The 24,181-nt window shown below is 67.5% G+C and carries 19 protein-coding genes; 5 read left to right on the top strand and 14 right to left on the bottom strand.

Translation table 11 applies throughout. From position 1 onward, the window contains the following. Positions 1–2: 2 nt before the first annotated feature. Complete coding sequence (locus tag SX243_03350; protein ID MDY7091985.1) at positions 3–3,335, top strand: DUF6519 domain-containing protein; 3,333 nt, start codon at positions 3–5, stop codon at positions 3,333–3,335. Between the two features lie 17 nt (positions 3,336–3,352). Then, the gene (locus tag SX243_03345) at positions 3,353–3,856 is read left to right on the top strand and encodes a hypothetical protein (protein ID MDY7091984.1); all 504 of its coding nucleotides are present in this window, start codon (positions 3,353–3,355) and stop codon (positions 3,854–3,856) included. Positions 3,857–3,913: 57 nt separating this feature from the next. On the opposite strand, the gene SX243_03340 is transcribed toward SX243_03345, so the two are convergent. The 6 genes from SX243_03340 to SX243_03315 all read right to left on the bottom strand — a co-directional run bounded on the left by SX243_03340 (position 3,914) and on the right by SX243_03315 (position 8,896). Then, a complete protein-coding gene (locus tag SX243_03340; GenBank protein MDY7091983.1) occupies positions 3,914–4,699 on the bottom strand; it encodes an exodeoxyribonuclease III in 786 nt (261 codons plus the stop codon). 25 nt (positions 4,700–4,724) lie between these two features. Further along, the gene (locus SX243_03335) at positions 4,725–5,633 is read right to left on the bottom strand and encodes a DMT family transporter (protein ID MDY7091982.1); all 909 of its coding nucleotides are present in this window, start codon (positions 5,631–5,633) and stop codon (positions 4,725–4,727) included. Positions 5,634–5,672: 39 nt separating this feature from the next. Beyond that, positions 5,673–6,155 carry a DUF427 domain-containing protein gene (locus tag SX243_03330; protein MDY7091981.1) on the bottom strand — a complete coding sequence of 161 codons (483 nt, stop codon included), beginning with the start codon at positions 6,153–6,155 and terminating at the stop codon, positions 5,673–5,675. 319 nt (positions 6,156–6,474) lie between these two features. After that, positions 6,475–6,735, bottom strand: a complete 261-nt coding sequence (gene xseB, locus SX243_03325) for an exodeoxyribonuclease VII small subunit (GenBank protein ID MDY7091980.1) — start codon at positions 6,733–6,735, stop codon at positions 6,475–6,477. Next, positions 6,732–8,102 (bottom strand): exodeoxyribonuclease VII large subunit, encoded by a 1,371-nt coding sequence (gene xseA, locus SX243_03320; protein MDY7091979.1) that lies wholly within the window; start codon positions 8,100–8,102, stop codon positions 6,732–6,734. Before xseA ends, xseB begins: the two co-directional genes overlap by 4 nt. Before the next feature lie 245 nt (positions 8,103–8,347). Next, positions 8,348–8,896 carry a hypothetical protein gene (locus SX243_03315; GenBank protein ID MDY7091978.1) on the bottom strand — a complete coding sequence of 183 codons (549 nt, stop codon included), beginning with the start codon at positions 8,894–8,896 and terminating at the stop codon, positions 8,348–8,350. A gap of 479 nt (positions 8,897–9,375) precedes the next feature. On the opposite strand from SX243_03315, the gene SX243_03310 reads away from it, so the two are divergent. Next, positions 9,376–12,507 (top strand): tetratricopeptide repeat protein, encoded by a 3,132-nt coding sequence (locus SX243_03310; GenBank protein ID MDY7091977.1) that lies wholly within the window; start codon positions 9,376–9,378, stop codon positions 12,505–12,507. A 6-nt stretch (positions 12,508–12,513) separates the two neighbouring features. Here the strand turns inward: SX243_03310 and SX243_03305 are convergent, their stop codons facing one another. Together SX243_03305 and SX243_03300 are read right to left on the bottom strand one after the other, a co-directional pair. Further along, positions 12,514–13,164: a hypothetical protein gene (locus tag SX243_03305; GenBank protein ID MDY7091976.1), complete on the bottom strand. Its 651-nt coding sequence runs from the start codon at positions 13,162–13,164 to the stop codon at positions 12,514–12,516. A 67-nt stretch (positions 13,165–13,231) separates the two neighbouring features. Beyond that, complete coding sequence (locus tag SX243_03300) at positions 13,232–15,787, bottom strand: VWA domain-containing protein (GenBank protein MDY7091975.1); 2,556 nt, start codon at positions 15,785–15,787, stop codon at positions 13,232–13,234. Positions 15,788–15,983: 196 nt separating this feature from the next. On the opposite strand from SX243_03300, the gene SX243_03295 reads away from it, so the two are divergent. Beyond that, complete coding sequence (locus SX243_03295; GenBank protein ID MDY7091974.1) at positions 15,984–17,060, top strand: HD domain-containing protein; 1,077 nt, start codon at positions 15,984–15,986, stop codon at positions 17,058–17,060. Between the two features lie 20 nt (positions 17,061–17,080). On the opposite strand, the gene SX243_03290 is transcribed toward SX243_03295, so the two are convergent. Together SX243_03290 and SX243_03285 are read right to left on the bottom strand one after the other, a co-directional pair. After that, complete coding sequence (locus tag SX243_03290) at positions 17,081–17,554, bottom strand: methylated-DNA--[protein]-cysteine S-methyltransferase (GenBank protein MDY7091973.1); 474 nt, start codon at positions 17,552–17,554, stop codon at positions 17,081–17,083. A 68-nt stretch (positions 17,555–17,622) separates the two neighbouring features. Continuing rightward, on the bottom strand, positions 17,623–18,540 hold the full coding sequence (locus SX243_03285) for an alpha/beta hydrolase (protein ID MDY7091972.1): 918 nt from the start codon (positions 18,538–18,540) through the stop codon (positions 17,623–17,625). A 242-nt stretch (positions 18,541–18,782) separates the two neighbouring features. Between SX243_03285 and SX243_03280 the strand changes: the two genes are divergently transcribed. Then, positions 18,783–19,526: a DUF1499 domain-containing protein gene (locus SX243_03280; protein ID MDY7091971.1), complete on the top strand. Its 744-nt coding sequence runs from the start codon at positions 18,783–18,785 to the stop codon at positions 19,524–19,526. Positions 19,527–19,657: 131 nt separating this feature from the next. Here the strand turns inward: SX243_03280 and SX243_03275 are convergent, their stop codons facing one another. From SX243_03275 to cyoE, 4 genes are all read right to left on the bottom strand, one after another. After that, on the bottom strand, positions 19,658–21,211 hold the full coding sequence (locus tag SX243_03275; protein MDY7091970.1) for a di-heme oxidoredictase family protein: 1,554 nt from the start codon (positions 21,209–21,211) through the stop codon (positions 19,658–19,660). 494 nt (positions 21,212–21,705) lie between these two features. After that, positions 21,706–22,449 carry an alpha/beta hydrolase-fold protein gene (locus tag SX243_03270; GenBank protein MDY7091969.1) on the bottom strand — a complete coding sequence of 248 codons (744 nt, stop codon included), beginning with the start codon at positions 22,447–22,449 and terminating at the stop codon, positions 21,706–21,708. Positions 22,450–22,560: 111 nt separating this feature from the next. Further along, positions 22,561–23,238: an SCO family protein gene (locus SX243_03265; protein MDY7091968.1), complete on the bottom strand. Its 678-nt coding sequence runs from the start codon at positions 23,236–23,238 to the stop codon at positions 22,561–22,563. Between the two features lie 5 nt (positions 23,239–23,243). Next, positions 23,244–24,179: a heme o synthase gene (cyoE, locus tag SX243_03260; GenBank protein ID MDY7091967.1), complete on the bottom strand. Its 936-nt coding sequence runs from the start codon at positions 24,177–24,179 to the stop codon at positions 23,244–23,246. Positions 24,180–24,181 lie beyond the last annotated feature (2 nt).

Genomic DNA, 24,181 nt, shown 5'->3' with positions numbered 1-24,181 from the left:
CCATGAAAGGCGATTTCACCCGCTCCACCTTCAAGCCCGCCAAGGGCTATAGCAGCGTCCGCATGCAGCAGGGACGCGTGCAGCTGGACGCCGACTGGAACGAGCAGATCGACATCGGGGACCGGCTGCGCGAGCAGGGCTTCTCCGACATCATCGGCCGCTGCGGCGCCCCCAAGGACGAGCACGGCGGTGGCTTCAAGGTCGAGAACGACGGCGGCGATCTGACGGTGACCCCGGGCCGCATCTGGGTCAACGGCATCCTCTGCGAAGCGACGGCTCCGGAGGGAGAGAGCGTCCTGCCTCTCACCGCTCAGGAAGACTTTCCCGCGTACCAGGATCCGGACCAGAGCAGTCGCTACCTGATCTACCTCGACGTGTGGGAACAGCACGTGACGGCGCTGGAGGACGAAGAGATCCGCGAGACCGCCCTCGGCGGACCGGATACCACCACCCGCACCCGCACCGTGGCCCAGGTCAAGTGGGTACGGGTTCCCGACGGCTCCGAGTGCGAGGACGAGCTGGCGGCGTGGGATCGGGTCACCGCCGCCCCCACCGGCCGCATGCGTGCCCGCACCCGCCCCGGGGACGAGGGCGGGCCTTGCGTGGTCCCCGAATCCGCCGGCTACACGCGGCTGGAGAACCAGCTCTACCGGGTGGAGGTGCATCGCGGCGGCGAGCTCGGTGGCGCCGGTCCCCAACCCACCTTCAAGTGGTCACGGGAGAACGGCACGGTGGTCACCTCCTGGCTCGACACCAACGGCCAGCAGGTGACGGTGAAGAGCCTCGGGCGGGACGAGCTCTTGGGCTTTGCTCAGAATGATTGGGTCGAGGTGGGAGACGACCGCGACGAGCTCAACGGAGAGCACGGTCAGCTTCTCCGCATCGCCGGCCAGCCCATCGACAACACCCTACCCTTGAGCGCCGCTCCCGGTGCCCCGGGACCGGCGGACCGCCATCCCAAGGTGCGGCGCTGGGACATGCGGGGCGCCGGCGGTGCCTTGCCCATCGTCCAGGCTCCCAACGACGATGACGACAGCTGGACCGCCCTGGAGAGCGGCATCCAAGTGGATTTTGCCCCCGGCACCTACCGCACCGGCGACTGGTGGTGGATCCCCGCCCGGGCCTTCATCGGCGAGTTCACTGGCGACATCGAATGGCCCGAGGAGGCAGGCGCTCCGGCATCGCTGAGCCCGGCGGGCGTGCAGCACCACTATTGCCGGCTGGCGCTGGCGGATTTCGCCGGCGGCTCCTGGGTCGGCACGCCGGAGGACTGCCGGCCCGTCTTCTGCCCCCTCACCGAGCTGGAGAGCGGCGAGGGCTGCTGCACGGTGGTGGTGGAACCGGGCACCGACCTCATTCAGGCGGCCATCGACTCGCTGCCGGCGGCGGGGGGCTGCGTTTGTCTCAAGGCCGGGATCCACACCCTCACCGAGACGGTGATCATCGGCCGCAGCAACGTCACCCTCCACGGCGAGAGCGCCGGCACCGTGGTGCGCTCCGCCGAGGCGCTGCCGCTGCTGCGCACCGGCACACCAGGGCCCTACCTGGAGGGCATCGAGATCGCCGGCATCGACTTCCTGCTGGAGGTCCCGCCGCAGGACGCCGACTCCCTCGCCCTGCTGCCCTTGGTCGACCTGGAAAGCACCGACGGAGCGCAGCTCATCGGCTGTCGAGCCGCGGTCTCCGAACCCTCCGGCGCGGTGGGTCTGCGCATCGGCCGCGGCATCGATCTGCGCATCGAAGACTGCCGAGTGGAGAACGTCTTCGTCGGAATCTGGCTGGACACCGACTCCACTCACGTGGCCATCCGCCGCTGCGGCCTCTCCATGCCCCCGGACGACCAGGAGGATCGGGGCTGGATCGGCATTCTCATCGAAGACGCCTACGGGCCCTGCATCATCGAGGACAACCGCATCGAGGGCTATGTCCTGGCGGTGCGTCTGGACAAAGCCCCGGTGTCCGAGGCTCCTCAGCACACCGGCGGCGGCTCGATCATCGCCGGCAACCGCATCCGACGCAGCAGCGAGCTGGGGGACCTCGGCATCAAGGCCTTCGCCATCGACGTGGCGGGCAGCGGTTGCGTGGTGCGCGACAACCGCATCGGCTGCCCCTCGCCGCGCCACGGCGGCATCCGCCTCACCGGGCGCCGTGGTCGGCTGGAGAACAACCTGCTGTGGGGACCCCAAGAATCCTCCGGCGGAGACCTGGCAGCCTTCGCCCTGGCCGTGCTGGTGGGCTACGAGGGAACGCCCGACGAGGGCTTCGGGGAAGGAGCGGTGGTCGTCGGCAATCGGTTGGAAGGTGCCTTCGACGGCATCTGGATTCACGGCGCCGACGATGTCGAGGTACGGGACAACCGGCTGTTCAGCGACGCTCAGGCGCTGCGGGCGGGCATCGTCCTGTTCAGCGCGGCGGGAGCCACGGTGACGGGGAACCGCCTCGAACAATGCACTTTCGGATTGACGACCTATGGAGGCAGCGGCAACCGGCTGGAGCAGAACCGGCTGCAGACGGGCTGGACCGGGGTCGTCGCCCTCGACGAGGACACCCTGTGGGTGGCCGGCAACGAGGTGGCGGATCAGGCCGGACCGGGCTTCGCCGGCATCCTGCTGAGCGGACAGACCACCCTCCAGGGCAACCGCTTCACCGCCTGCTCCTATCAGCCCTCGGGCCTGCCCGCGGTGGGCGTCGCCGCGCTGTGCGACGACCCCGCCGGACAGGTGCACTTCCAGAACTGCGAGGTCCTCGATACGGGCATCTCGCCCAACGGTGAGGTCGTCCTCTCCCAGGCCGTCGGGGGGGTGGTGTTGTGGGCCATGACCTGCACCGTGCAGGACAACCGCATCCAATACACCAACTCTCAACAGCTGGGGCTGGCCTTCGACCACCGGGCGCTGGTGCTGCTGGGGGCCCCCATCTACACCACCAACGACCTGGTCATCGGCTTCGGCAGGGCCCTGGTAGAAGGCAACTCCTTCGTCGGGCCAGCGCCCCAGGCGCTGGTCTCGGTGCTCCGGCTGCCGGTGAGCGAGCAGCTGAGCTTCGGCTTCAATTGGGTGACCTTCTCGGACAATCAATGTCTGCACCTGGCCAACCCCGCCGCCGGTGGCCCCACCGTCGGCGACACGATCCTGCAGTCCGACTCCGTCACCGTCCATCTGGCGGCGTCCCGCTCCACGGTGCAGAGCAATCAAGTGGCCTCGTTCCCGGTGGCCGCATCCTTCGACTTCGAGCACCTCGGCCGGACTGTCCTCCTGGGCAACTTCCTTCAGGGCCCGGTCATCCGCTGGAACCCCTTCCCCCTCAACTTTGGCGAGCTCAATCAATTCAACTGAGCCGATCAGGAGAGACCATGGCGACCATCGATCTGGGCGAGATTCTCAAACAACACCAGGACCTACTGGTCCAGGCTCGGGAGCAGCTGGAGGCGGCCCACGAGCCGCAGGCCGGCAGACTTCCAGCCAAGCTGCTGATCCAGGCCAAGGAGGCGCAGCTCCAACGCATCGAGGCGCGGCTGGAGGAGACGCAGCAAGCTCGGGAGGCGGCCATCGCACGCTACGACGCCACGCTGGAGCGCAACCGCCAGCAGGCCAAGAAGCTGCGCAAAGAGCTGAAGGAGCTTCAGGAAGCTGCGAAAGGCGGTGGCCACCGGCCCAAGGGGGGGGCCGAAACCCCGGTAAAGGAGGTCCAAGGCATCGGCGCCAAATTCGCCCAACGCCTGGAGGAGGCCGAGATCGGCACTGTCGGCGCCCTGGTGAAGCTCGAACCCAAGCGGCTGGCGAAGATTCTGGACGCTTCGGAAGGCCGCGCCGAGATCATCCTCGACGAGGCCAAGAAGGTCCTGCGCCAACCCTGAGCCGGTCCCTTGAAGCGGCCCGTCGCGGTAGGGTGCGCCCGCAGCCGCGGATGGTCCTCAACCGCAGATGGCAGGATCCACGTCGACGCTAATGGGGCAGTGGTCGGAGCCCATCACCTCTGGGTGGATGGCGGCACCGCGCAGGTGCTCCATGGCGCCGGGGGAGGCGAGGATCATGTCGATGCGCCAGCCGACGTTCTTCTCCCGCACACCCTTGCGCTGGGACCACCAGCTGTAGTGGCCCTCGCCCTGCTCGTAGACCCGGAAAGTGTCGGTCCAGCCGTTTTGCAGCCAGCGGTCCAGTTCCTCCCGCTCCTCAGGGCGAAAGCCGCTGGTCTTCACGTTCTGTTTCGGCCGCGCTAGATCGATGGGCTGGTGGGCGGTGTTGAAGTCCCCCATCACCAGGATTGGCTCTCCCCGCTCCCGGGCGGGCTCCAGCAGGTCGAAGACCCGGCGATAGAAGTCGAGTTTGTAGGGAATGCGCGAGAGATCGCGGTTGGTGCCGTTGCCGTTGGGGAAGTAGCCGTTGACCACCCACAGCTTGCCGAAGCGGGCCAGCTGAAAGCGCCCCTCGGCGTCGAAACGGTCTTCACCCAGGGAGGTCTCCACCGCATCCGGCGGCCGCCGCGTCATCAATCCCACGCCGCTGTAGCCGGGCCGCTCAGCGGGAACCCAATGGGCGTGCCAGTCCTCCAAGCAGCTGACCTCCTCCGGCACCTGCTCCTCCCGCGCCCGCACCTCCTGCAGCGCCACGATCTCCGCCGACTCCTCGGTCAGCCAGTCCCCGAACCCTTTGCGGGCACAGGCCCGAATTCCGTTGACATTCCAAGACACGATCCGCACGGTTGACCTTCTCCTTCCCGATGATTCAGCCTTCGTCGTCAGGGCTATGGATACCACGTTGAGCGGAATCCGGCCGCTTTTCCAACACCACCAGGGCGATGCCCCCGAGGATGGCCACGGAGGCCAGCACCAGACGCCCGGTCATGCTCTCCCCTAGCAGGGCGATGCCTCCCAACGCCGCCAGCACCGGAACGCTGAGCTGCACCGTCGCCGCGTGGGTGGCCTTGAGGGACGGCAGCGCCGCGTACCAGATGGCGTAGCCGATGCCCGAGGCGAGGGCTCCCGAGGCCAGAGCGTAGCCGCCCCCCGCCCAATCCCAGGCGATGTGATCCCGCATCACGAGGCTCAACCCCAGAGCGATGGGGGCGGCGCGCAGGAAGTTGCCCGCCGTCACCCGGGTGGGGTCGCCGGCGCCGCGGCCGCGCAGCGAGTAGACGCCCCAGGCAACGCCGGCGCCGAGCATCAGCAACGACCCTACCAGCGGCGGCGCCGAAAGCCCTGGGAGCAACAACCCCACCAGACCGCCGAGGGCCAGCAGAAGCCCCACCCATTGGAGCCACCGCAGGCGCTCTCCGGACCACAGGCCATGACCGATCATGGTCGCCTGCACCGCCCCGAAGAGCAGCAGCGCCCCGGTGGCCGCGGTCAGGCTGAGATAGGCGAAAGAAAAGCCGGCGGCGTAGGCGAAGAGTGCCAACGCCGAAGGCCAGCTACCCCTCCCGGCGGCGCGCGCACCGCGCCCGCGCACCAACAGCGCCAACATCAGGGCTCCCGACACCAGGCGCAGCGTCGTAAAGCTGGTGGCGTCGATCTGCGTATCCCGTAGAGCGACACGGCAGAGCAGCGAGTTGCCCGCAAAGGCGATCATCGCCAGCGCCGTGAGAACGGCGGGGAGCCAGGGCCGAGGCCTCGCTCCCGGGAGGGTTCCTTCCATGGAAGGCAGGGTACTACGGGAAAGAGAGCGGTGGGTTCTTCACCAGCCCCAGGTCCCCGCCCCGCCCTTGAACGGACCGACGATCTCCGGGGTGATCCAGCCGCCGTAGAAGTCACCCTCCTGAGCCTCTACCCGATGATCATCGACGAAGCAGGCGTCGACCTTGGAGGGATAGAAAGCCAGGTGATCCCGCAAGGCCTCGTAAGCGGCGGTGGGATCAGGGTAGAACCAGCCGGCGTCGGCGACCCGGCGGTCACCGGCTCGGAGACCGACGTAGCGAGCGGTGCCTTTGAACTCACAGAAGGTACGCCGCTGGGACGGCACCACGAGGTCCTGGTCGACGTCCCCGGGCGGCAGGTAGTAGGTCGGCGGATGGCTGGTCTCCAGCAGCCGCAGGGCGTTGCGCGTTTCCGCCACCGTGCACCCGGCGAAGACCACCCGCACCCGGCGGGAGGTGGGCTCGAGGCGCGGCGGACGGGGGTAGTCCCAAACGGATTCTCGCGGCAGATGGGTGTCGCTCATGAATCGAGCCTACCGGCACCGCTCGCAGTGCCGAGGAATCGTCCATCCTCGTCCCAGCAGCCCTTGCACGAGTTTCTTTCCCCGCAGAGGCCCACCAGGGGGGGCAAACGAAGAGCCTGGGAACTCCTTCCCTAATGAGGACCCCCCGAAGCCGAACGCCCACATTCCGCAGGGCAATAGGTCCAGCCTGGACCACAGGGTTCTCTCGTCGCCGCCGGCGCTGTGCGTGCACCGGGCCGAGCACGATTCATCAATAGCCTTTCAGAGATTCCCCCGGCCGCTCCTCACGGACGGCCCGGGGGCCCCGCCTTGCCTGAGATCAGTCCTCGTCCTCCGGCGACTCGTCGAGGCTTTGCACGATCTGGCTCACCTCCACTTCGGCACGGCGGATCTTGGCGCGGCAGAGGTCGAGGAGCTGGGCGCCTTCGCGCAGCTCGGTGGCGAGCTCATCGAGGTCGATCTCCTCGCCTTCGATGCGCTCCAAGATCCCTTCGAGGGCCTCCAGGGCTTCGCTGAAGGTGGGTTCATCGGCGGCGGCCTCGGAGGCCGGCGAGGTGGGGAGCTCGGTTTGGTCGGTCATGATTCTTCCTCCACGCGGCTCGACACCGTGCCGCGGGCCAATTGGGTCGTGAGGCGGCTGCCGGCGGGGGCCTGGGCGGGATCCCGCAGCAGCCGGCCGTCCTCGGTGCGGGTCAGGCTGAAGCCCCGCTCCAGGATGCGTTGAGGGGACAGACCCGCCAGCAACCGGCGGTGGCCGTCGACGGTGGTGCGGGCCTGGGTCAGGCGAGCGCGGGCGGCGGCGAGGATGCGCTCCACGATCTCCTGTGGCCGCGGGCTCCGGCGCGCCACCAGCCGGGGGGCGGCGACGGCCAGAGATTCGGCGGTGTCCGCCAAGCGTTCCCGGGAGCGGCGCAGGCGGTCCCGAGACAGGCGGGCGATGAGGCGAGCGTATTCGTCCAGCCGAGCGGCGGTGGCCAGCAGGCGGCCGTGGGCCAGCTTGAGGCCGCGCTCCGCCCGATCGACACGCTGCTGAGCTCGGCGCACCGGCTCCAACGCTTCCCGGCGCAAGCGCCGGCGGAGATCCAGCACCGCATCCTCCGCCACCGCCACCTGCTCCACCAACAGCTCCGCCGCCTTGGTGGGGGTCTTGAGGGCGGTGTGGGCGACTCGGTCGGCGATGCTCTGGTCGATCTCGTGGCCCAAGCCGGTGACCACCGGGAACGGCGCCTGGGCCACCGCTTCCGCCACCGGCCGGGTGTCGAAAACCGCCAGATCACTGCGCGAGCCCCCACCACGGATCAACACCACCAGCTCGGCGCCGGCACCGGCGAGGGCCGTCAGGGCGGAGACGATCTGCCCCTCCGCCTCCCGTCCCTGCACCGCCGCGTGGACGAAGGTGACGCGAAAGCCGTAGCCGCTCTCCCGCAGCGTGCTGAGGAAATCGTGGTAGGCGGCGCTGCCCTCGGAGGTGATGAGACCCAGATCCAGGGGCAGCTCGGGGAGGGGCAGTCCGCGGTTGCGCTCCAGCAAACCAGCCTTGGTGAGCTGCTCCAAGGTCTGCCGCCGGCGCTGTTCCAGCAGGCCGAGGGTGAAGACCGGGTCCACCTCCCGCACCACCAGCTGCAGCCGCCCCCCGGGGGGCCAGAAGTCCACGCCGCCGAAGCAGCGGATCTCGACCCCTTCGACGATCTCCTGCTGAGAGCCCGCCAGCTGCCGGCGCACCCGGGCGAAGTCACCGCGCCAGATCACCGCGTCGAGCTTGGCGACGATTTGGTCCCGATCGCCCTTCTCCACCAGCTCGAAGTAGACGTGGCCGCGCTGGCTACGCTTGACTCGCTGGACCTCCCCCACCACCCACAGCGAGGAGAAGGCTTGCCCCATCAGGTCCTTGATGTCACCGCAGAGGGCGGAGACGGGGTAAGTCGGCTCGCTGAAGGAGGGGTTCATGGCTCAGGGTTCTCGGACTGGGGTTCTCACACTGGGGTTCTCGGACTGGGGCTGTCGAACACGCACTCTCGAGCACGGGCTCTCGAACTAGGGGAACCGTGGATGCTGGCAGCCTGGCTACGTTGGCAGCCTGGCTACGTCGGCAGACTGGAGATAGTGACTGACTAGGGATTTTGGTGCCCTGAAGGAGCTGGGCGCGGAGCACGGGTCACGGGTCACCCTCGCGGCAGCTCGGCTCTCGGGCGTCAGTGGTAGGTCTTGAGCTCCGTGTTGCTCTCCAGGGGGATGTTCTCGGCCCAATCCATGGACTCTTCGTCCCCCATGGTGAGCTTGTCGAGGAACTCCTGGGCCTCCTTCTTCTCGGTGAAGAAACGCCAGATGAACGTGTGACCGGCGGGGGCGGTGAAGTAGGTGAAGCGCTTCGGCCCATCGCTGAGATCGAAGCCCAGGTTGCCCTCACCATTGACCCCGACGCAGGCCATGGCGATGGCCCGATAGGCCAGAGCGAGAGCCTTGAGGGAATCCTCGAACTCGATCAGCTCTTCCCGCGACAGCGGCGAGTGGAGCAACCAGATGCGCGAGCCGTCCTCTTCCGCCAACAGGTTGTAGGGGACGTCGCTGCGGTCCATGGCGTCCTTGGTGTCCCGGGTGGTGACGAAGACATCGTCGGTGCCGTCCACCTTGTAGGCGATGGCGTAGGTTTCTTTATCGATGCGGTTGATCACCTCGGCGAGGATGCCTTCGTCCTCGATGGTGAAGTAGTACAGATGGTTCATCAAGCGTCGAGCGCTCATGCAATCTTCCTCCGGGTTGTGCTGCCTTCCACGCCGAGTCCTCTCGTATCCAGCCACCTCGAGCGGGCGGCTCCGGGGCTCAGGGCACCGCGGGGAGCGGCGTCGGGGAGCCTTGTGTCGGGTTCTCCGGGAGACCTGCCATCGAGGATCGCAGCGGCGGAAGGGGTCTGGCCACGGCGGCTCGCCGTGGCGGATGTTTCAGTTTACCAGACGCCGGAGTCCGCAGGGCAATCGCGACCGTTGTCCCGACCCCAAGGCGGCGGCGGCCACCCCCCAGGTGCGCGAAAAGAAAGATTGCGATACATTGAATCGCTACGGAACTCCCGAAGCTGGAAAGGAATATGCGGCGGACGACGCGGCGCGTACCATTCTTCGCACCCTACCACCAGCGGTGATCGCGGAAATCCCGTGGTCGCCGCCTGCTAGCGGCTCCCTTTTCAGAGGGATAGAGACACCGGATCGATAGCGAGGCTCCCCCAATGCTGAATCGCCCTTCGCCCAAGTTGCGCTTGCCGGCGGTGCTGATCTTCTTATGGACCGATGCCGCCGGCACCGAAGCGCTGAAAAGCATCGACCCCGACTCCCTGGACGGTTTCTATCGACTGAGCCCCAAGCTCTTCGCCCTGCGCCCGCTCATCGGCGACGCCGGGGAGGTACAGCTGGCGCTGCAACGAGCCCAGCAGCTGCTCACCTCCCTGCAGCGCCGAGGCGGCGGGGAAGACCCGACGAAGGCCGCCGCCCTGGTGCTTCCAGGAGAGATCCTGGGCTACAGCAACAGTTGGGAGCCTTCCGACGACCCCCTGCTGATGGAGCTGGAGGAGAATCCCCCGGAAGTCTCCTGGGGATTCGTCTATCTCACCGGCTATGCCGCCAGCCGGGTGGAAGCGACCCGCTCCTGCACCGCCGTCGGTGACTACCGGCGCCCCTCCGGCGGTGCCATCACCCTCTTCCGGCTGGTGGATCAAGAGCGCCGCGGCGAGCCCTGGCGCAACCCACGATTGCTCGGCCGCCAGGTGCGCTTCGTGCCCCGCCCGGCCATGGAGAAGATCCTCACCGGCCTCGCCGCGCAGCCGGTGGTGCGGGTCAGCGGCCCCCTGGGCTGCGGCAAGACCCGCCTGGTCTGGGAAGTCTTGGGGCCCGGTAGCGAGCCTCGGGAGACTCTGCCGGCGCCGGGGGGCGTGGTGTGGACCAACCTGCCGACGCCGCGCGCTCCGGCGCCGCCCCTGGCACTCGACCTGCTGCGCTCTCTGCTGCGCCTGGCGGCCCGCTCCAACCAACCCTTCGACCTCGCCACCAGCGTGCCGGAAAGCGAGCCCGGAGCCCTGCTCAACAGTCTCGCCGCCGGCGAGCGACTGCCCCGGGACGCCGACCTGGAGCCGACGCTGGTGAGCGCGCTCAAGACCTGCGCCCGCAAGCTCGGCGCCCCCCTGCGGCTGATCTTCGACGATCTACAGACCGCGAAGCCCGACGATCTGGTGCTGCTCATCGAGCTGATCCAGCAGCTCCACGACCACGGCAACCTCTACTTCGTGCTCATCGCCCGCAGCGGCCATCCCTGGCCTCAGCCGTGGACCGAGACTCCTCAGATCAACGTGCCGCCCCTGGGCCACAATCCCATGGAAGAGCTCGCCGCCAACCTCTTCGACGGCCTGACCATGCCGGTGCCGGTGCAGCGGCGCTTTCTCGCCGACGCCCACGGCTGCGCCTTCGCCTTGGAGGAGGGACTGATCAAGCTGATCCACCTCCGGCACCTGCGGCGCATCTACGGCAGCTTCTTCTTCGGCGGCAACAAGGATCTGCACTACGAGCCTTCACCGCGGCTGGTCCAGCACGTGGAGGCGGAGCTGGAGGCGCTGGGGGAATCCATGGGAATGCGCCTGCTGTCGATGGTGCGGGTGCCCTTGCCCCCGGCGCTGGTGGCCGCCGCCGCGGAGGAGTTGGGGTACTCCCTGAGCGACGAATGGCACGCGCCCTACCGCGCCGCAGGATGGCTGGAACGGGAAGAAGGCCCCTGGGGTCGGGGGGTGGGGTTCACCATCCCCGCCATCGCCCAATCCCTGGAGGCGACGCTGGAGAGCGAGACCCGCCAGGAGCTGCGCCGGCAGCTGGGATCGGTGCTGGCGGCGAATGCGGACAACGCCCAAGCCCGGTGGCAAGCCTACTCACTGGTGACCGGCAGCCCGGAAGGCCTGCAGCTGATCTTCGAGCTCAGTGGCAGCGAGACCCCGAAGGTCGGTGCCAAAGGATTGCTCGATGGACTGGCGGCGGAGCTGGCAGCGCTGCGGCGGCGAGGCAAAGGGGCTCCCCACGAGCTCCAGCTGCTGTGGCGCATGCTGCCCCTGGCCCGGCGCCTGGGACGCCTCGACCGTTTCGCGGACGAGCTGCCGCGGGCCATGGAACTGGCCGCTGACGAGCCGCGCAAGGGCCTCGCCTTCGCCAGCCTGAAAACCGAGCTGGACATCCAGCAGGGCAAGCTCGAGGAGGGGGAGAAGACCCTTCGCGGGGCGCTGGAGCTGGTGGTGGAGGAAGACTCGGGACGTCAGGCGCTACTGCTCCTGCAGCTCGGTCGCCTGCTCACCCGCCAGAACCGGCACGATGAGGCGCGCACCCTCTTCGAGCAGCTGCTGCCGGTTCTGAGGAGCGAAGACCATTTGAGCCAGGCGGCCTCGTGCCTCTTCCATCTGGGCAATATCGCGCTGCATCAGGACCGGCTGGACGACGCCGAGGAGCTGCACCAGGAAGGCTTGAAGCTCCGGCGAAAAGAGGGCAACGAACGCCAGCTGGGAGCCTCCATGTCCGCTCTCGGCGCCACCGCCCTGGCCCACGGTGACTACGGCACCGCCCTCGAACGCTATACCAAGGCGGAACCGCTGCTGGAGGCTCTGGGAGATCCGGGGGAGCTGAGCTACGCGCTGCTGGGCCGCGGCCGGGTGCTCAACCGGCTGGGCGAGTACACCTCCGCAACCCTGCCGCTGGCCCGAGCCCTAGAGCTGCGCCAGGGTCTCACCGACACCGTCGGCGAATCCATCGCGCGGCTGTGGGTGGCCGCCAACCGGCTGGATCTGGGCAGCCTGGACGAGGCCTTGAGCGAAGCCCGCAAGGCCCACTTCGCCCTCAGCCTGCGCCAGGGCACGGTGCATCTGGCGGACGTGGACCAGCTGCTCGGGCGGATCCAGCTGCGGCGGAAGAACTTCCACCAGGCGCGGACCCACCTCAACGCCGCGCTCACCCTCTACCACAAACTGGAACAGATCAGCTCCGTCCTGGTGTGCGAAAGCCTGCAGCTGGAGCGCGCGTTGAAGGAGGGAGAAGAAGCGGAGATCCGGCGCATCTGCAGGCTCTACGACGAGCAGGAGGACCAGCTGCGACCGTTGGCCCGGCGGGAGCTGGTGTACTTCCGGCTCTACCAGGGGCACGCCTGGCTCGAAAAGGCCCAGAATCCCAAAGACCGGCCGGACCCCCTATGCCACCTACGCCGAGCCTACGCCGAGCTGATGCGCAAGGCCACCCACCTGAAGCCCGAGCAGCGCAATCGCTTTCTCTTTCAGGTGGAGGAGAACGCCGCCATCGTCAACGCCGCCACCGCCCACCAGCTGTCGTTGCCGGGATAGCCGGGTTCAGCCGCTCAAGCCGAGGTAGCGGTCCAACTCCCGCCGGTCCTGGTCGCTGAGCAACCGGTCCGGGAGCAGGAAAGTCTCGCCGGGGCCGGGCAGCGGCACCGCCGCTCGGGCCAGAGCCTGCTCCAACCCGTCGCAGTCCATCGCCAACGGCAGGATGCGGCTGAAGCCCCGGCAGGTGCTCGCCAGCGATCCCGCCAAGCGGCTTCGGACCTCCACCCGTACCGTGGGCTGGAGCTCTACGGCAATCACCCGATAGCCCTCGGCCTCCCTCTGCAGCCGAATCTCCCCGAAGAGATGGAGACGCTGGCGGGGAATCTCCACTTCGTCGTCGAGCTGGGTGACGGCCCCGGACACCGCGAGATCCGCCACCACGTCCCCTTGACCCTCGATCTCGACGTCCAGGAACGCGCCGTGGGTTCCACCCTCCAGGGGCACCAGCCGCAGGCGGTGACTGTGCAATCGCACCTGGTTGCTGGGAGACCGTAGGGTCACCGTCAAGTTCCCCTGGCGCACCGGGTTGATGGGTGGATCGGGGTTGCTGTAGAGGCCGTTGACGCCCTCGAACTCAAAATACTGACTATCAGACCGGCCTTCAGAACCGGCGGCCCCTGTCTGGGAGTACAACGCCGGGGTCACCAGCAGAGCCATCAGGGCGAGGGCGGCCAGCCAAAAGCGCCCAGGGCGCCTTGGCGCAGTCGCGATCGATTCTCGAAGCTCACTCATAGTAGCCCCGGGTCGTGCGGGCCTTGAGACCCCGCTGCTTGACCTTCACCTCCACCTCTCGGTATCCGCCCCCGGTCCCCCGGGCCCGGTCCGGAGCGTAGGCCACGAGATATTGGGACCGCAGCTCGCTCTCGATCTCCGCGTACACCGAGCGCAGCGCCTCGGCGTCCTTGACGAAGAAACTCCGGCCGCCGGTCTCGCTGGACAGATCGCGCAGCTTGTTGCGGATATTGAGGTCCAGGGTCCCCACATCCAAAGCGATGGTGTACACCGCCACGCCGGAGCGCCGTGCATATTCCAGGGCGTTGCGGAAGGGAACGTTGGAAGCGGTGTCGTCACCGTCGGAGAGCACCACCAAGGCGCGCCGGCCGGTGACTCCGCGGTAGTAGTAGAGGCTGTGCACCAGGGCGTCGTGGAGAGCGGTGTTCCCCACCGCCGCCAAACCGTCCAGGCTCCGGGCCACCGCATCCACGTCGTTGGTGGGGGGCATGAGCATCACCGGCCGGGTAGCGAAGGAAAGGGCGAAGCAACGGTCTCGCCGGGTGACGATGTTCTCCAAGAACTCCACCGCCGCCTGCTGGGCCTCGAAGAGCGATTCACTCATGGAGCCGGAGGTGTCGATGGTGATGCCGACGGTGAGGGGCAGGTTCTCCACCAGCTCGAATTTCTTGATCTCTTGCCGGCGGCCGTCCTCGAAGACCTCGAAATCGTCGGCGGTGAGCCCGCGCGCAAGACTCCCATTGCGGTCGGTGACCGTGGTGTAGAGCTCCACCAGGCTGACGTCCACCTGCTCCAGGTATTGCGGGCTGCGCAGGAAGCGCACGTCCTCCGCCCGGGCGCCGTCGTCGAGCTCCACCACCGCGGTCAGGTACGAGAGCTCGGCGTCCTCCGGAGCGGTCACCATCGCCTCCCAGGGGGGCCGGTCGAGGGTCGCTTGGACCACGTCGTCCACCAGAAAGGTGACGGACTCCACCCGCTTGCCCTCGGGCACCACGATCTGCGCGCGGGCTTGGACCTCGCCGGCACTCTGGCGCCCTCGGGGAGGATCGGTAATGCGCACGTTGAGAGAGCCCCGGGGCTGGTTGATGATCACCTCGTCCGCCGCCACCAGCTCGCCGTCCTCGTCCAACCCTTCCACCCGCACCACCTGCTCCGAGGGGAAGTCGCTGAGCCGCAGCTCGACGCTATACGGTGGCCGGGTGCGGGTGAGCTGCACTTGGCCATCCACCGAGAACACCACCTTGGCGATGCGGTCGCCAGTGGTCAGCACCTCCGCCCGCCACAGGCCCAGCGCCACATCCACCTCCGGCGGCACGAGGACCAGGCTGTCGGCGCCCGCCATGGGTTCTTCCGCCAGCTGTTGGCCGAGGGCGATGACCAACGCCTCGGGCACCTCCGCCTCCTCCACCGCCTCCGGCACGTCGGGCACCCGGAAGCCCCGGCGGATGATCTGCTCGGCGCCGCCGACCTCGTCCTTCACCGTCAGCCGCAGGAGAAATTCAAAGCCCGGCCGTAGCGGCCGCTCCAGCACCAAGGCGATGGGCCGCGGCTCCTCCGGAGCGGGCAGGGTGTAGCGCACCCGGAAATCTTCGAAAGGCTGGCCGTCCTGCTCCAACAGACCGGTGGCGGTGAGCTCGATCTCCTGCTCCGGCTCCTCGTCCAGCAACTCGCCCTCGGAGGCGGCCTCGGCGGTTTCGAGCTCCACGTCCTGGGGCAGTCGCACCACCACCCGGGTGACGATGCGCTGGCCCTCCCACTCCGGGAAGAGCAGCTCCACCTGCTCCACCGGCAGCTCCTCCGGCGGCGGCTCCACGGCGGTAGCGGCGGCACGGCGAGCCCAGGCCGCCAGATCGTCCGGCGGCGCCAGGAAGCGCATCATGTCGGCGTCGGTGGGGCGGTCCTTCTCGTAGCCGAAGAGACCGTCGACGCCAGTGATGCGGTCCACCCGCTTGGCCTCTTCGCACAGCTGATAGTCGAAGCGCTTGCCAAAGATGAACCCCCGCAGCTCCTCCCACTGCTCCAGGAAGTACTGCAGCTCCGGCGTGTAGAGCACTCGCTTGGACTCCGTCGGCAACCACAGGCGGTAGGTCTCCGCCGGATCCGGCTGGTAGAGCACGGCGAAGCGGCGCCCCTTCTCCGGTCCGTAGCCCCAAAGCTCCACGGGCTTGAAGGTGGAGCCGCAGTCGAGGACCTTGCGCTCGTCCGCCGGACCGCGGAGGAAGAGCAGCTGCGCCCGGTCGTCGGACGGCAGGAGCCCTTCGTTGCGGATCAGCAGAAGCCGCCGCCGGATCCCTTCCCGCAGCTCGTTCTCCGGCGTCGCGGGCACCGGGTCGCGGTCCAAGAACTCCTCCATGAACCGCTGCCGCTCCGCCTCGTCGAGGGCGGCGAAACGATCCCGCTCCGCCGGCTCCAACAAATAGGCGGGGCCGTCCTGGAAGAAGGCACGCTGCTCCTCGGGCCACAGAACGGGCGACACCTCCTCGGCTCCGGCGGCGAGGGCGACGAGGAAGAGGACGGCCAGGGAGAGGATCGTCAGCGGTCGGTTCATGGTGACTCCAATTCTGCTACTAGAAACGGCGGCGGCTCCCGGAAGTTTCCTCCGCGCGGCAGGTTCCGGTGCTGCGGTGGCGTTTGTGCCCGGCACATTCGAATTTTGATGTGCATAGACGATGCCAGCCCTCGATCCGGGCCATCGGTTTGGACCTCCGACCGATGGGCCATACTATGGCCGAAAAGGAGAACCGATGTCCCAAACCCAACGCAACAAGACCATCCGCGAGTGGAGCGAGGGCGATTATGTCCAGGGATTCGCCCTCTTGGCCCGCAAAGAGCGCCGCACCGACCGCAACGGCCGCGACTATCTGGATCTACAGCTCGCCGACAGCACCGGCAATATTTCGGGCAAAGTATGGGCCGGCAGCGCCGCCATGGACGGTGAGTTCGACGCCCACGACTTCGTCGCCTTCAAGGGCGCGGTGCGCAGCTACCGGGATCAGCTTCAGCTCAATGTCGACCAATGCCGCCGGGTCCAGGACAGCGACCGGCAATACGGTTTTGACGAAGCCGATTTGATTCCGTCTACTCGCGAGGACATCGACGATCTCCAAGCTCGGCTCGAGGGGGTTCTGAAGGAAAATCTCAAGCGGCCGGAGATGCGCCAGCTGGCTCTCGAATCCCTCCGCACCTACGGCGAGGCCCTGCGCGAGCATCCCGCCGCCAAGACCATGCACCACGCCTACCGCGGCGGGCTGCTGGAGCACACCACCTCGATGGCGGAGCTGGCGCTGAAGATCTGCCAACACTATCCGGATCTGGACCGGGACCTGGTCCTGCTGGGGGTGCTCTTCCACGACCTGGGCAAGCTCCAGGAGCTAGGGGCCATGCCCGCCAACGACTACACCCCCGTCGGCCGGCTGGTGGGGCATGTGGTGCTGGGCCGTGACCTGCTGCGCGAGCGCTGCGCCGCCATCGAGGGCTTTCCGGCGGACCTCCAGCTGCACCTGGAGCATTTGATTCTGTCCCACCAGGGGCGCAAGGAATACGGCTCCCCGGTGGAACCCATGACCACCGAGGCCGTGGCCCTGCACTTCATCGACGACCTGGACTCCAAGCTCAACCAGCTGGCCATCGCCCGGGACGAGGGGGAGCCGGTGCAATTCCTCCGCGGCATGGGGCGCTACATGTACCTGGGCGACCTGGCGGACGAGCTACCGGGAATCGAAGCAGCAGCGGCGAGCTCCTCCGAAGCCGAGACGGAAGACGAGGCCGAGAGCGAGGAGCCCGTGGAGACCGCGGTCGCGGCCTCGCAGGAAGAAGACTGAGCCCTTTTTCCGCTACCTTCCTACCAGGACATCGACAGCTGCTCGCCGCCCGGGGAGCGAATCCCCTCCAGCTCGAGGAGCAGCACCTTGGCGTCCAAACCACCGCCGAAACCGGTGAGGGAGCCATCGGTGCCGATCACTCGATGACAGGGCACGACGATGGGTAAGGGATTGGCACCGTTGGCCGCACCCACCGCCCGACTGGCCTTGGGCCGGCCCATGGCTCGGGCGATCTCGCCGTAGCTGCGGGTCTCGCCGTAGGGAATCGCCGCCACCTGCTGCCATACGGCCTGCTGGAAGGGCGTGCCGGAGGGCGAGAGACGGAGCTCGAAGCGGCGGCGGCGGCGGTTGAAATATTCCTCTAGCTGGTCGCGCAACGGCGCGGTGGCCTCCTCGTCGAGGATCAGCTCGTCGCCAACGGCGGCAGCCTCTGCGTCCTCCCGAGCCCATAGCGAGGCACCGTCCCGGCCTCGAGCGAACCGGATGGCGATCACCCCACCCTCCTCATCCACCGCGCAGAGCAGCGGACCACAAGGAGACTCGAGGAGGCAGGCGAAGCGCTTCATGGGCTGCTGGGGACCTCCGCCTCGGCGAGCACCCGCGCCAGCACGCGGCGGAAGTCCTGGGGGCAGTGGCGCTGGGGAATGTGGCCGCAGCCACCGAGAAGATGCAGGCCGGCGTCGGGGAAGAGCCGCTGGAACGCCTCGGCGTAGTCCAGCGGCAGCAGCGCGTCCTGGCGGCCCCAGACCAGGTCCACCGGCACCGCCGAGGGCCAGAGGTCGCCGACGCTCCTGGGAGTCAAATAATCCTCCGGCTGCAGGCTGCGGAAGAGTCGGCGGATAGGGCCCTGGCGGATCTTCTGCACCAAATCGTCGAGGACGAAATCCGCCAGGGGCCGCGTCTCCGGCGGTCCCTGGGCCTCCACCAGCCGCGCCGCTTGCTGGCGGTTCGACGGCAGGAAGGTGATGGCTTCCGCCTCCGGATTTCCCGGATCCGGGCTCCCCAGGTCGCGCGCCAGACCCAGGCTGTCCACCAGCACCAGATGCTCGACCCGCTCCGGGTACTCCAAGGTGTAGCGCACCGCCATCCAACCGCCCAGTGAGTGCCCTACCAGCACCACCTCCTCGGGCATGTCCGGGGCGCTCAAGACGGCGTCCAGAGAAGCGACCAGATCATCCAGAGTCAGGGCGCCGTCCCGTGGCTCGCTCTCCCCGTGACCGGCGAGATCCGGCACCACCAGCCGATGGTCCCGAGTCAACGACCGCGCCACCCGCGCCCAGGCCCCCGCCTGATCCCCCATCCCGTGGAGCAGGACCAGCGTCCGCCCCTGACCGCCATCCCAAAAGCTCTGCTCACCCCGGGGACCGTCCACCGTGCGGTGCTCCAGCCCGCTGCTACCCAGCGCCCGGCGCGTCATCCACAGGCTCACCCCCACCGGATTGCTGTAGAAAAAGACCGCCGAGCCGACGAAGAGCAGCACGACGACGCTGGCCAGGGCCAGGAAGAGCTTTAGTGGAGAGGACAGAATGGGGCTCCTTGTTCAGGTCTTGGGCTGAAAGGATGCGGGCTGAGCTCCGGGAGCAAGTTATGGCCCGTGTGAGCAGCTGTCAAGAAAGGTTCGTTGTGGGCGACAGCTACCGGCGCCACGGGGCTTCACAGCAGGCCCGGCTGCGAAAATTATAGGATCCAAGCGACCGCAACCGTCACCAAGGAGCCCAGCCCATGCTTGCAGAAAAGACCGTCGCCCGTGCCTCTCTCGCCTGCGGACTCGCCGGTGGCGTCACCGCCCTGGTGGCCACCGCCGGTGCCCATCTGGGGATCCTCCGCCCCTTCACCGGGCTCAGTCTGGCCAGCGTGGCACTGATTCTGAGCGGCTTCCCGGGGCTTCTGCTGGGGCTGGCGGCGCTGCTGCGCAAGGGCGCCGGGGCCTACCGCAACCTGGCCATCGCCGGCACCGCCGTCGGCACCCTGATGCTGCTGATCCCGGCGGTCCTGGGCGCCCGGGCCGGACAGCTCCCCCCCATCCACGATCTCACCACCGACCTGGAGGATCCGCCGGTCTTCGTCCACGCGGCGGAAATCCCCGCCAACCGTGACCGAGATCTAAGCTATCCCCACGGGCTGGAAGACACCGCCAAGCGCCAGCAGGAAGGCTATCCCGAGCTGGCGGAGCCCATCTTCTTCGCCGGGGATCGGGACCGGGCGCTGGAGGCGGCTCTGGAAACCGCCGAGAGCCTTGGCTGGCGAGTCGAATGGCGCTCCGAAGACGGCAACCGTTTCGAAGCGACCCACACCTCGACGGTCTTCCGCCTGGTGGACGACATCGTGGTGCGCATCCGGCCGACGGAAGGCGGCTCCCTCCTCGACCTCCGCGCCACCGCCCGGGAGGGCGTCAGCGATATGGGCCGCAACGCCCGCCACATTCAGCGCTTCGCCGAGAGTCTGAGCATCGAGCAACCCCTCTGACGGCGCCCCTCCCCCGGGATCGGAAGACTCTCCGACAAGAAAAAGACCGGCTCGCGGGAAGCGAACCGGCCTTGTTCAATCAAGCCGCGGGACGGGATCGAATGCATCGACCCCGCTCTTGTGGGCCCGAATCAGTTGTTGCTGGCCCAGGCCGGCGGCCACTGGCGCGGGCGACCCTGGTCGTCGATGATCAACGACTCGGTGCCCTTGGGCAGCAGCTGCAGGGTCTTGAGGAACTCGATGATGCTGCCCTGCTCGTAGTCGGAAAGAGCCAGGAAAGCATCGGTGGAGTCCTGCGCCTCGCCAGCGTGGGCGAGAATCGCCTCCCTCATGGTGACGAATTTGCCGTGGTGGAAGTACGGCGGTTCGTTGGCGGCGCCCCAGAGCTTCTTGGTCAGGAAATAACCGTTGCCGGCGAAGAACTCGTCCGAACCGGCGGGGTGCTGCATGTTGAGGGTCTCGCGATTGGGGTCGTCGGGACCGCTGGTGATGTCGTGGAGCTTGAGGTCGGTGTAGGCCGGCACCCAGGTGATGCCGTTCTCCTCCCGCAGCCGGGGCTGGGGCAGGGTGTTGCTGTTGAGGTTGACCTCGTAGGTCGGCGCCTCACCCAACTTCAGATTGCCCGCAGGGTTGAACGGATTGGGCTCGGTGTAGAACCAACCCCAATTGTCCAGCGGCAGCTCCTGCACGTGACAGGTGGCACAGCCGACCTCGGCGAACTTCGCCTCGCCCACCAGCACTGCCTCTTCCAGCGGCCGGTAGCTCGGGATCATGCGGCCGGGCACCTCGAGGGTGGCCTGCCACACGGAAACGGCGGTGATGTCGGCGCGGGTGAGCTCGTTGACGAAGCCGTCCTGATCGAAGTCCGCCTCGAGGCCGAAGCGCTCGGTGGACTGCATGCCGTGGTGGTGGTTGAAGGCGTTGTTACTGAACTCGCGCAGCGAGATCACCGCACCGGCCTGGTGGAAGGGCTTGATGATCATCGACGGCGGGTTGTCGGGGCCGGCGCTCCGGGAGCTGCTCGGCGGCAGACCCTCGATGCCCGAGGTGTCCCAGGTGCCGTCAATGCCGCGGCTGACGGAGCCGAAGGAAACGCCCTTGGTCATCAGGGCGACCGTCTCGCCGGGCTGCACCGCGGCGACCTGCTCGCGCAGCTCGGTGGTCATCTGACGCGCCAGCATCTCGATATAACCGGAGCCGAACATACCGAGGGTGGCACGGCTGTTGGCCAGGTCGTCGAGAGTGGAAATGCTCCCTCCCTCATTCACCGCCCCACGGGTGGGGATCACGTCGTTGGGATCGAAGGTGGCGAAATCGAAACGCTGGCCGAGCACAAAGACGTTGGCCACGATGTCCCCACCGCCGCCGGTGCGGGGCAGATTGTGGCAGCCGGCGCAGGAGTTGGCGTCGGGGGCCGAGACACGGTTGAAATTGCGCGGGAAGGTGAGGGGCGAGTCCGGGTCCGCCAGCGCGCCGCCGGTACCCTTCGTCTGGGGCCGGCCGCCGCCTTCCTGGGCCGTCCACATGGCGCTGAAGATCTTGGCGCCATGGGCGTTGAGGGTTTGGATGGGGACTTCGAACTCCTCCCCGTCCTCCATATGCTCGGGCACCGAGACCTCGATGCCAGGCACAAAGTCCTGGGCGAGAGCCGGCGCGGCGATGGTCACCACGAGAACGGCTAACAAGCCGAATCCAAGGGCCTTGAAACTCATTACGGAATCCTCCTTCGCTCAAAAAGACCCACAACAGAAGAGCCGGTCGATGGTCGCTCGGGAGGACCGGCCGCAAGTCTATGAGGGATGGTCGGCCCTGATGGGCGCAACCGACACGTTAGGGTTTGGGCAGCGGCTCTTGGGAAGAGCGCATACACCTCCACTGATTGGACCCTAGCAATACGAGACCTAAGTGTTGTGATTGTAGAGACTCGATGCCTGAATAGCAACCTGGAACGGAAGGCCCGAGGGGCGCAACCTAGGCGCGGCAAAGCCTGTGGCAGAAGTGGCGCCGTCGCAGCCCTTTAGCAGCCCGTGGCAAAAGTCAGACGCCAGCGAGAGCGAGCGATTCTTCGTCGAATCAAGGCCGGAAAACCGCAGGCGATGCGGGTATCGGCGAGGTTTTCGAACGAAGATTCGGTGGAGAAGGGCCGCTCGTAGCGCGGCTCGACTTCTGCCACGGGCTGTTAGCCACCCAAGGCGTTGAGCAAATGATAGCGAGCCTGCCGGCGCCACCAATTCCAATCGTGGGCGACATCATGCCCCCAGATATCGCGCTGATGGCTGATGCCCTTCGCCTGCAGCAGATCCGCTAGCTGGTGGGTCTCCTCGATGCAGCCTTCCTCCCACGGACCTTGACCACAGACCAGCACCAAGTGGGCGAGACGGCGCACTCGCTCCAGCGCCTCGCCGTCGAGATTGGCGACATAGGCCATGGGGTTGTTGAAGTAGACGTCGAGGTTCTGGAAACCATCGGTGAAGTGGGTGATGTCGTAGCGCCCGCTCATGCACAGCGCCCACTGGAAGATTTCCGGAAACTTGAGCGCGAAGTTGGCGGAGTAAAAGCCACCGAGGCTGCAGCCGGCGGTGGCGATGCGAACTTCCGCGGAGGCGCAGTCATGGCGAATCCACGGGACCAGCTCGTGGGTCACGTAGGCTTCGAAGGCTCGGTGGCGTTGGATCCGCCAGGCCGGGTGATGGTGCTTCTGGGTCCACGCTTCCGCCACGTTGCTCTCGGTGCAATAGAGCTTGACCTTGCCGCCCTCGATGAGGTCTCCCAGAACCTCCACCATGCCCTGGGCATCCCATTCGTGGGCCATTCCCGCCGCCGACGGAAAGACCAGCAGGGGCCAGCCCCAATGGCCATAGCACCAGAGGTGAATCGGACGGCCCAGGCTCTGGCTGGGAATCAACTCGTGTCTACGCTTCATGCTCCGCTCTCCGAGGGTGGCGTTGGCTCGCTCCGCCGAGGCGGCGGAGGGTGGGAAAACCCGACGAGCCTACTACGCCCTCGGCAGCGGCGCGAGTTTCTCAGTAGGCTCCTAGTCCGCGAGGCGGTCCAGGTCTGCCAGCAGCCGCTCCTCGTCGCCGGCGGTCATGCCATCGTAGTAGCCGCGAATGCGGCCCTGGGCATCCACCAGCACCAGCCGGGTGCTATGGGAGATGGGCTCGGGAGAAGCAGCCTGCTCGGGGGTTGTGGGCGGCTTGACAGCGAGCATGAAGCCGTCGCGCATGAGGCGGTAGATGGCGTCCGCCTCACCGGTGAGGAAGAGCCAGTGGTCCTGGGCCCCCCAGCGCTCGGCGAACTCCTGGAGCACCGGCGGCCGGTCGTGGGTCGGATCCACCGATACCGAGACCAGGCGGGCGGTACCGGCGGGCACCTGCTCCTGAATCTGCGCCATGCGAGCGGTCATGACCGGGCAGCTGACCCCGCAGCGAGTAAAGATGAAGTCGGCGATCCAGGGCTGGCCCAGGAGATCTCCACGGCGGACGGTGCGACCGTCGCGGTTGATCAGCTGGAAGTCGGGCACCTCGGCGAGCACCGGCAGCTCCGCGTCGGTGCTCGAGCCGCCTTCGGGCAGCAGCGCCACGGCCAGCACCGCCAGCAGGGCCGCTACCAGCAAACCCCAGAGAAGGACACGGCGCCAGGGAATGGCGTCGCCGGAGGGCTCCCCGGGTCCGCCGGGAGGGTCCGCGCTGGCCGCCGCCGGTTCGGTCATGGAATCTAGCCCAGGAGGCGATCGAGCATCATCGCCGTGAGCAGCGCCGGCAGATAGAGCACCGACGCCAGCATCAACTGGCGAGCCCGTTGGTTGGAGTGCTCCCGGGCGAAGGCGAAGCTGTAGCCTAGGTAGATTAGCCCGAGGATCGTCGCGCACAGAAAGTAGGCCGGCCCGGTGAGCCCGACCACCGTCGGCAGCAGGCTCACCGGCAGCAGCGCGGAGCAGTAGAGCACCATCTGGCGGGAGGTCAGGGAACCCTGGGGATCCACCACCGGCAGCATGGGAAGACCACCCCGGGCGTAGTCGCTGCGATAGACCCAGGCGATGGCCAGAAAATGGGGCAGCTGCCAGAGAAAGAGGATGGTGAAGAGCACCAGCGCCTCGGCGCCGATCTCACCCCGCAGAGCGGTCCACCCCATCACCGGGGGAATGGCTCCCGGCACCGCGCCGATCACCGTCGCCAGGGAGCTGACCCGCTTGAGGGGCGTGTAGACGAAAAGATAGCCCGCCAGCGTTGCGGCCCCCAAGAGCGCGGTGAGGGCGTTGACCGCGAAGGTCAGCTGCACCAGCCCCAGGATGGCGATGCCCACGCCCACCGCCAGGGCGGTGTCCGGACTGATCCGGCCGGAGGGAATGGGGCGATTGGCGGTACGCCGCATGCGCGCGTCCACATCCCGCTCGAGCACCTGATTGAGGGCGGAGGACGAGGCGGCTACCAGAGTGGTGCCGATGACCGTGTGCAGGAAGAGGATCACCGGGAAGGAGTCCCCCACCGCCATGGCAAAGCCGATGGCGGTGGTGAGCACCACCATCATGTTGAGGCGCAATCGCGTGAGCTCAGAGAGGTCTGCGAAGAGGCTCGCGGAGTGCTCTGTCACGGATTGGGCGACGCTTTCCGCGGGTACGGCGTGGGCCTCGATGGATTCACCTGGTTGCATGA

This window comes from Acidobacteriota bacterium (assembly GCA_034211275.1).
GTDB lineage: Bacteria > Acidobacteriota > Thermoanaerobaculia > Multivoradales > JAHZIX01 > JAGQSE01.
Note: the sequence above shows the minus strand (reverse complement) of the source record. Positions and strands in the feature narration are given on the sequence as shown.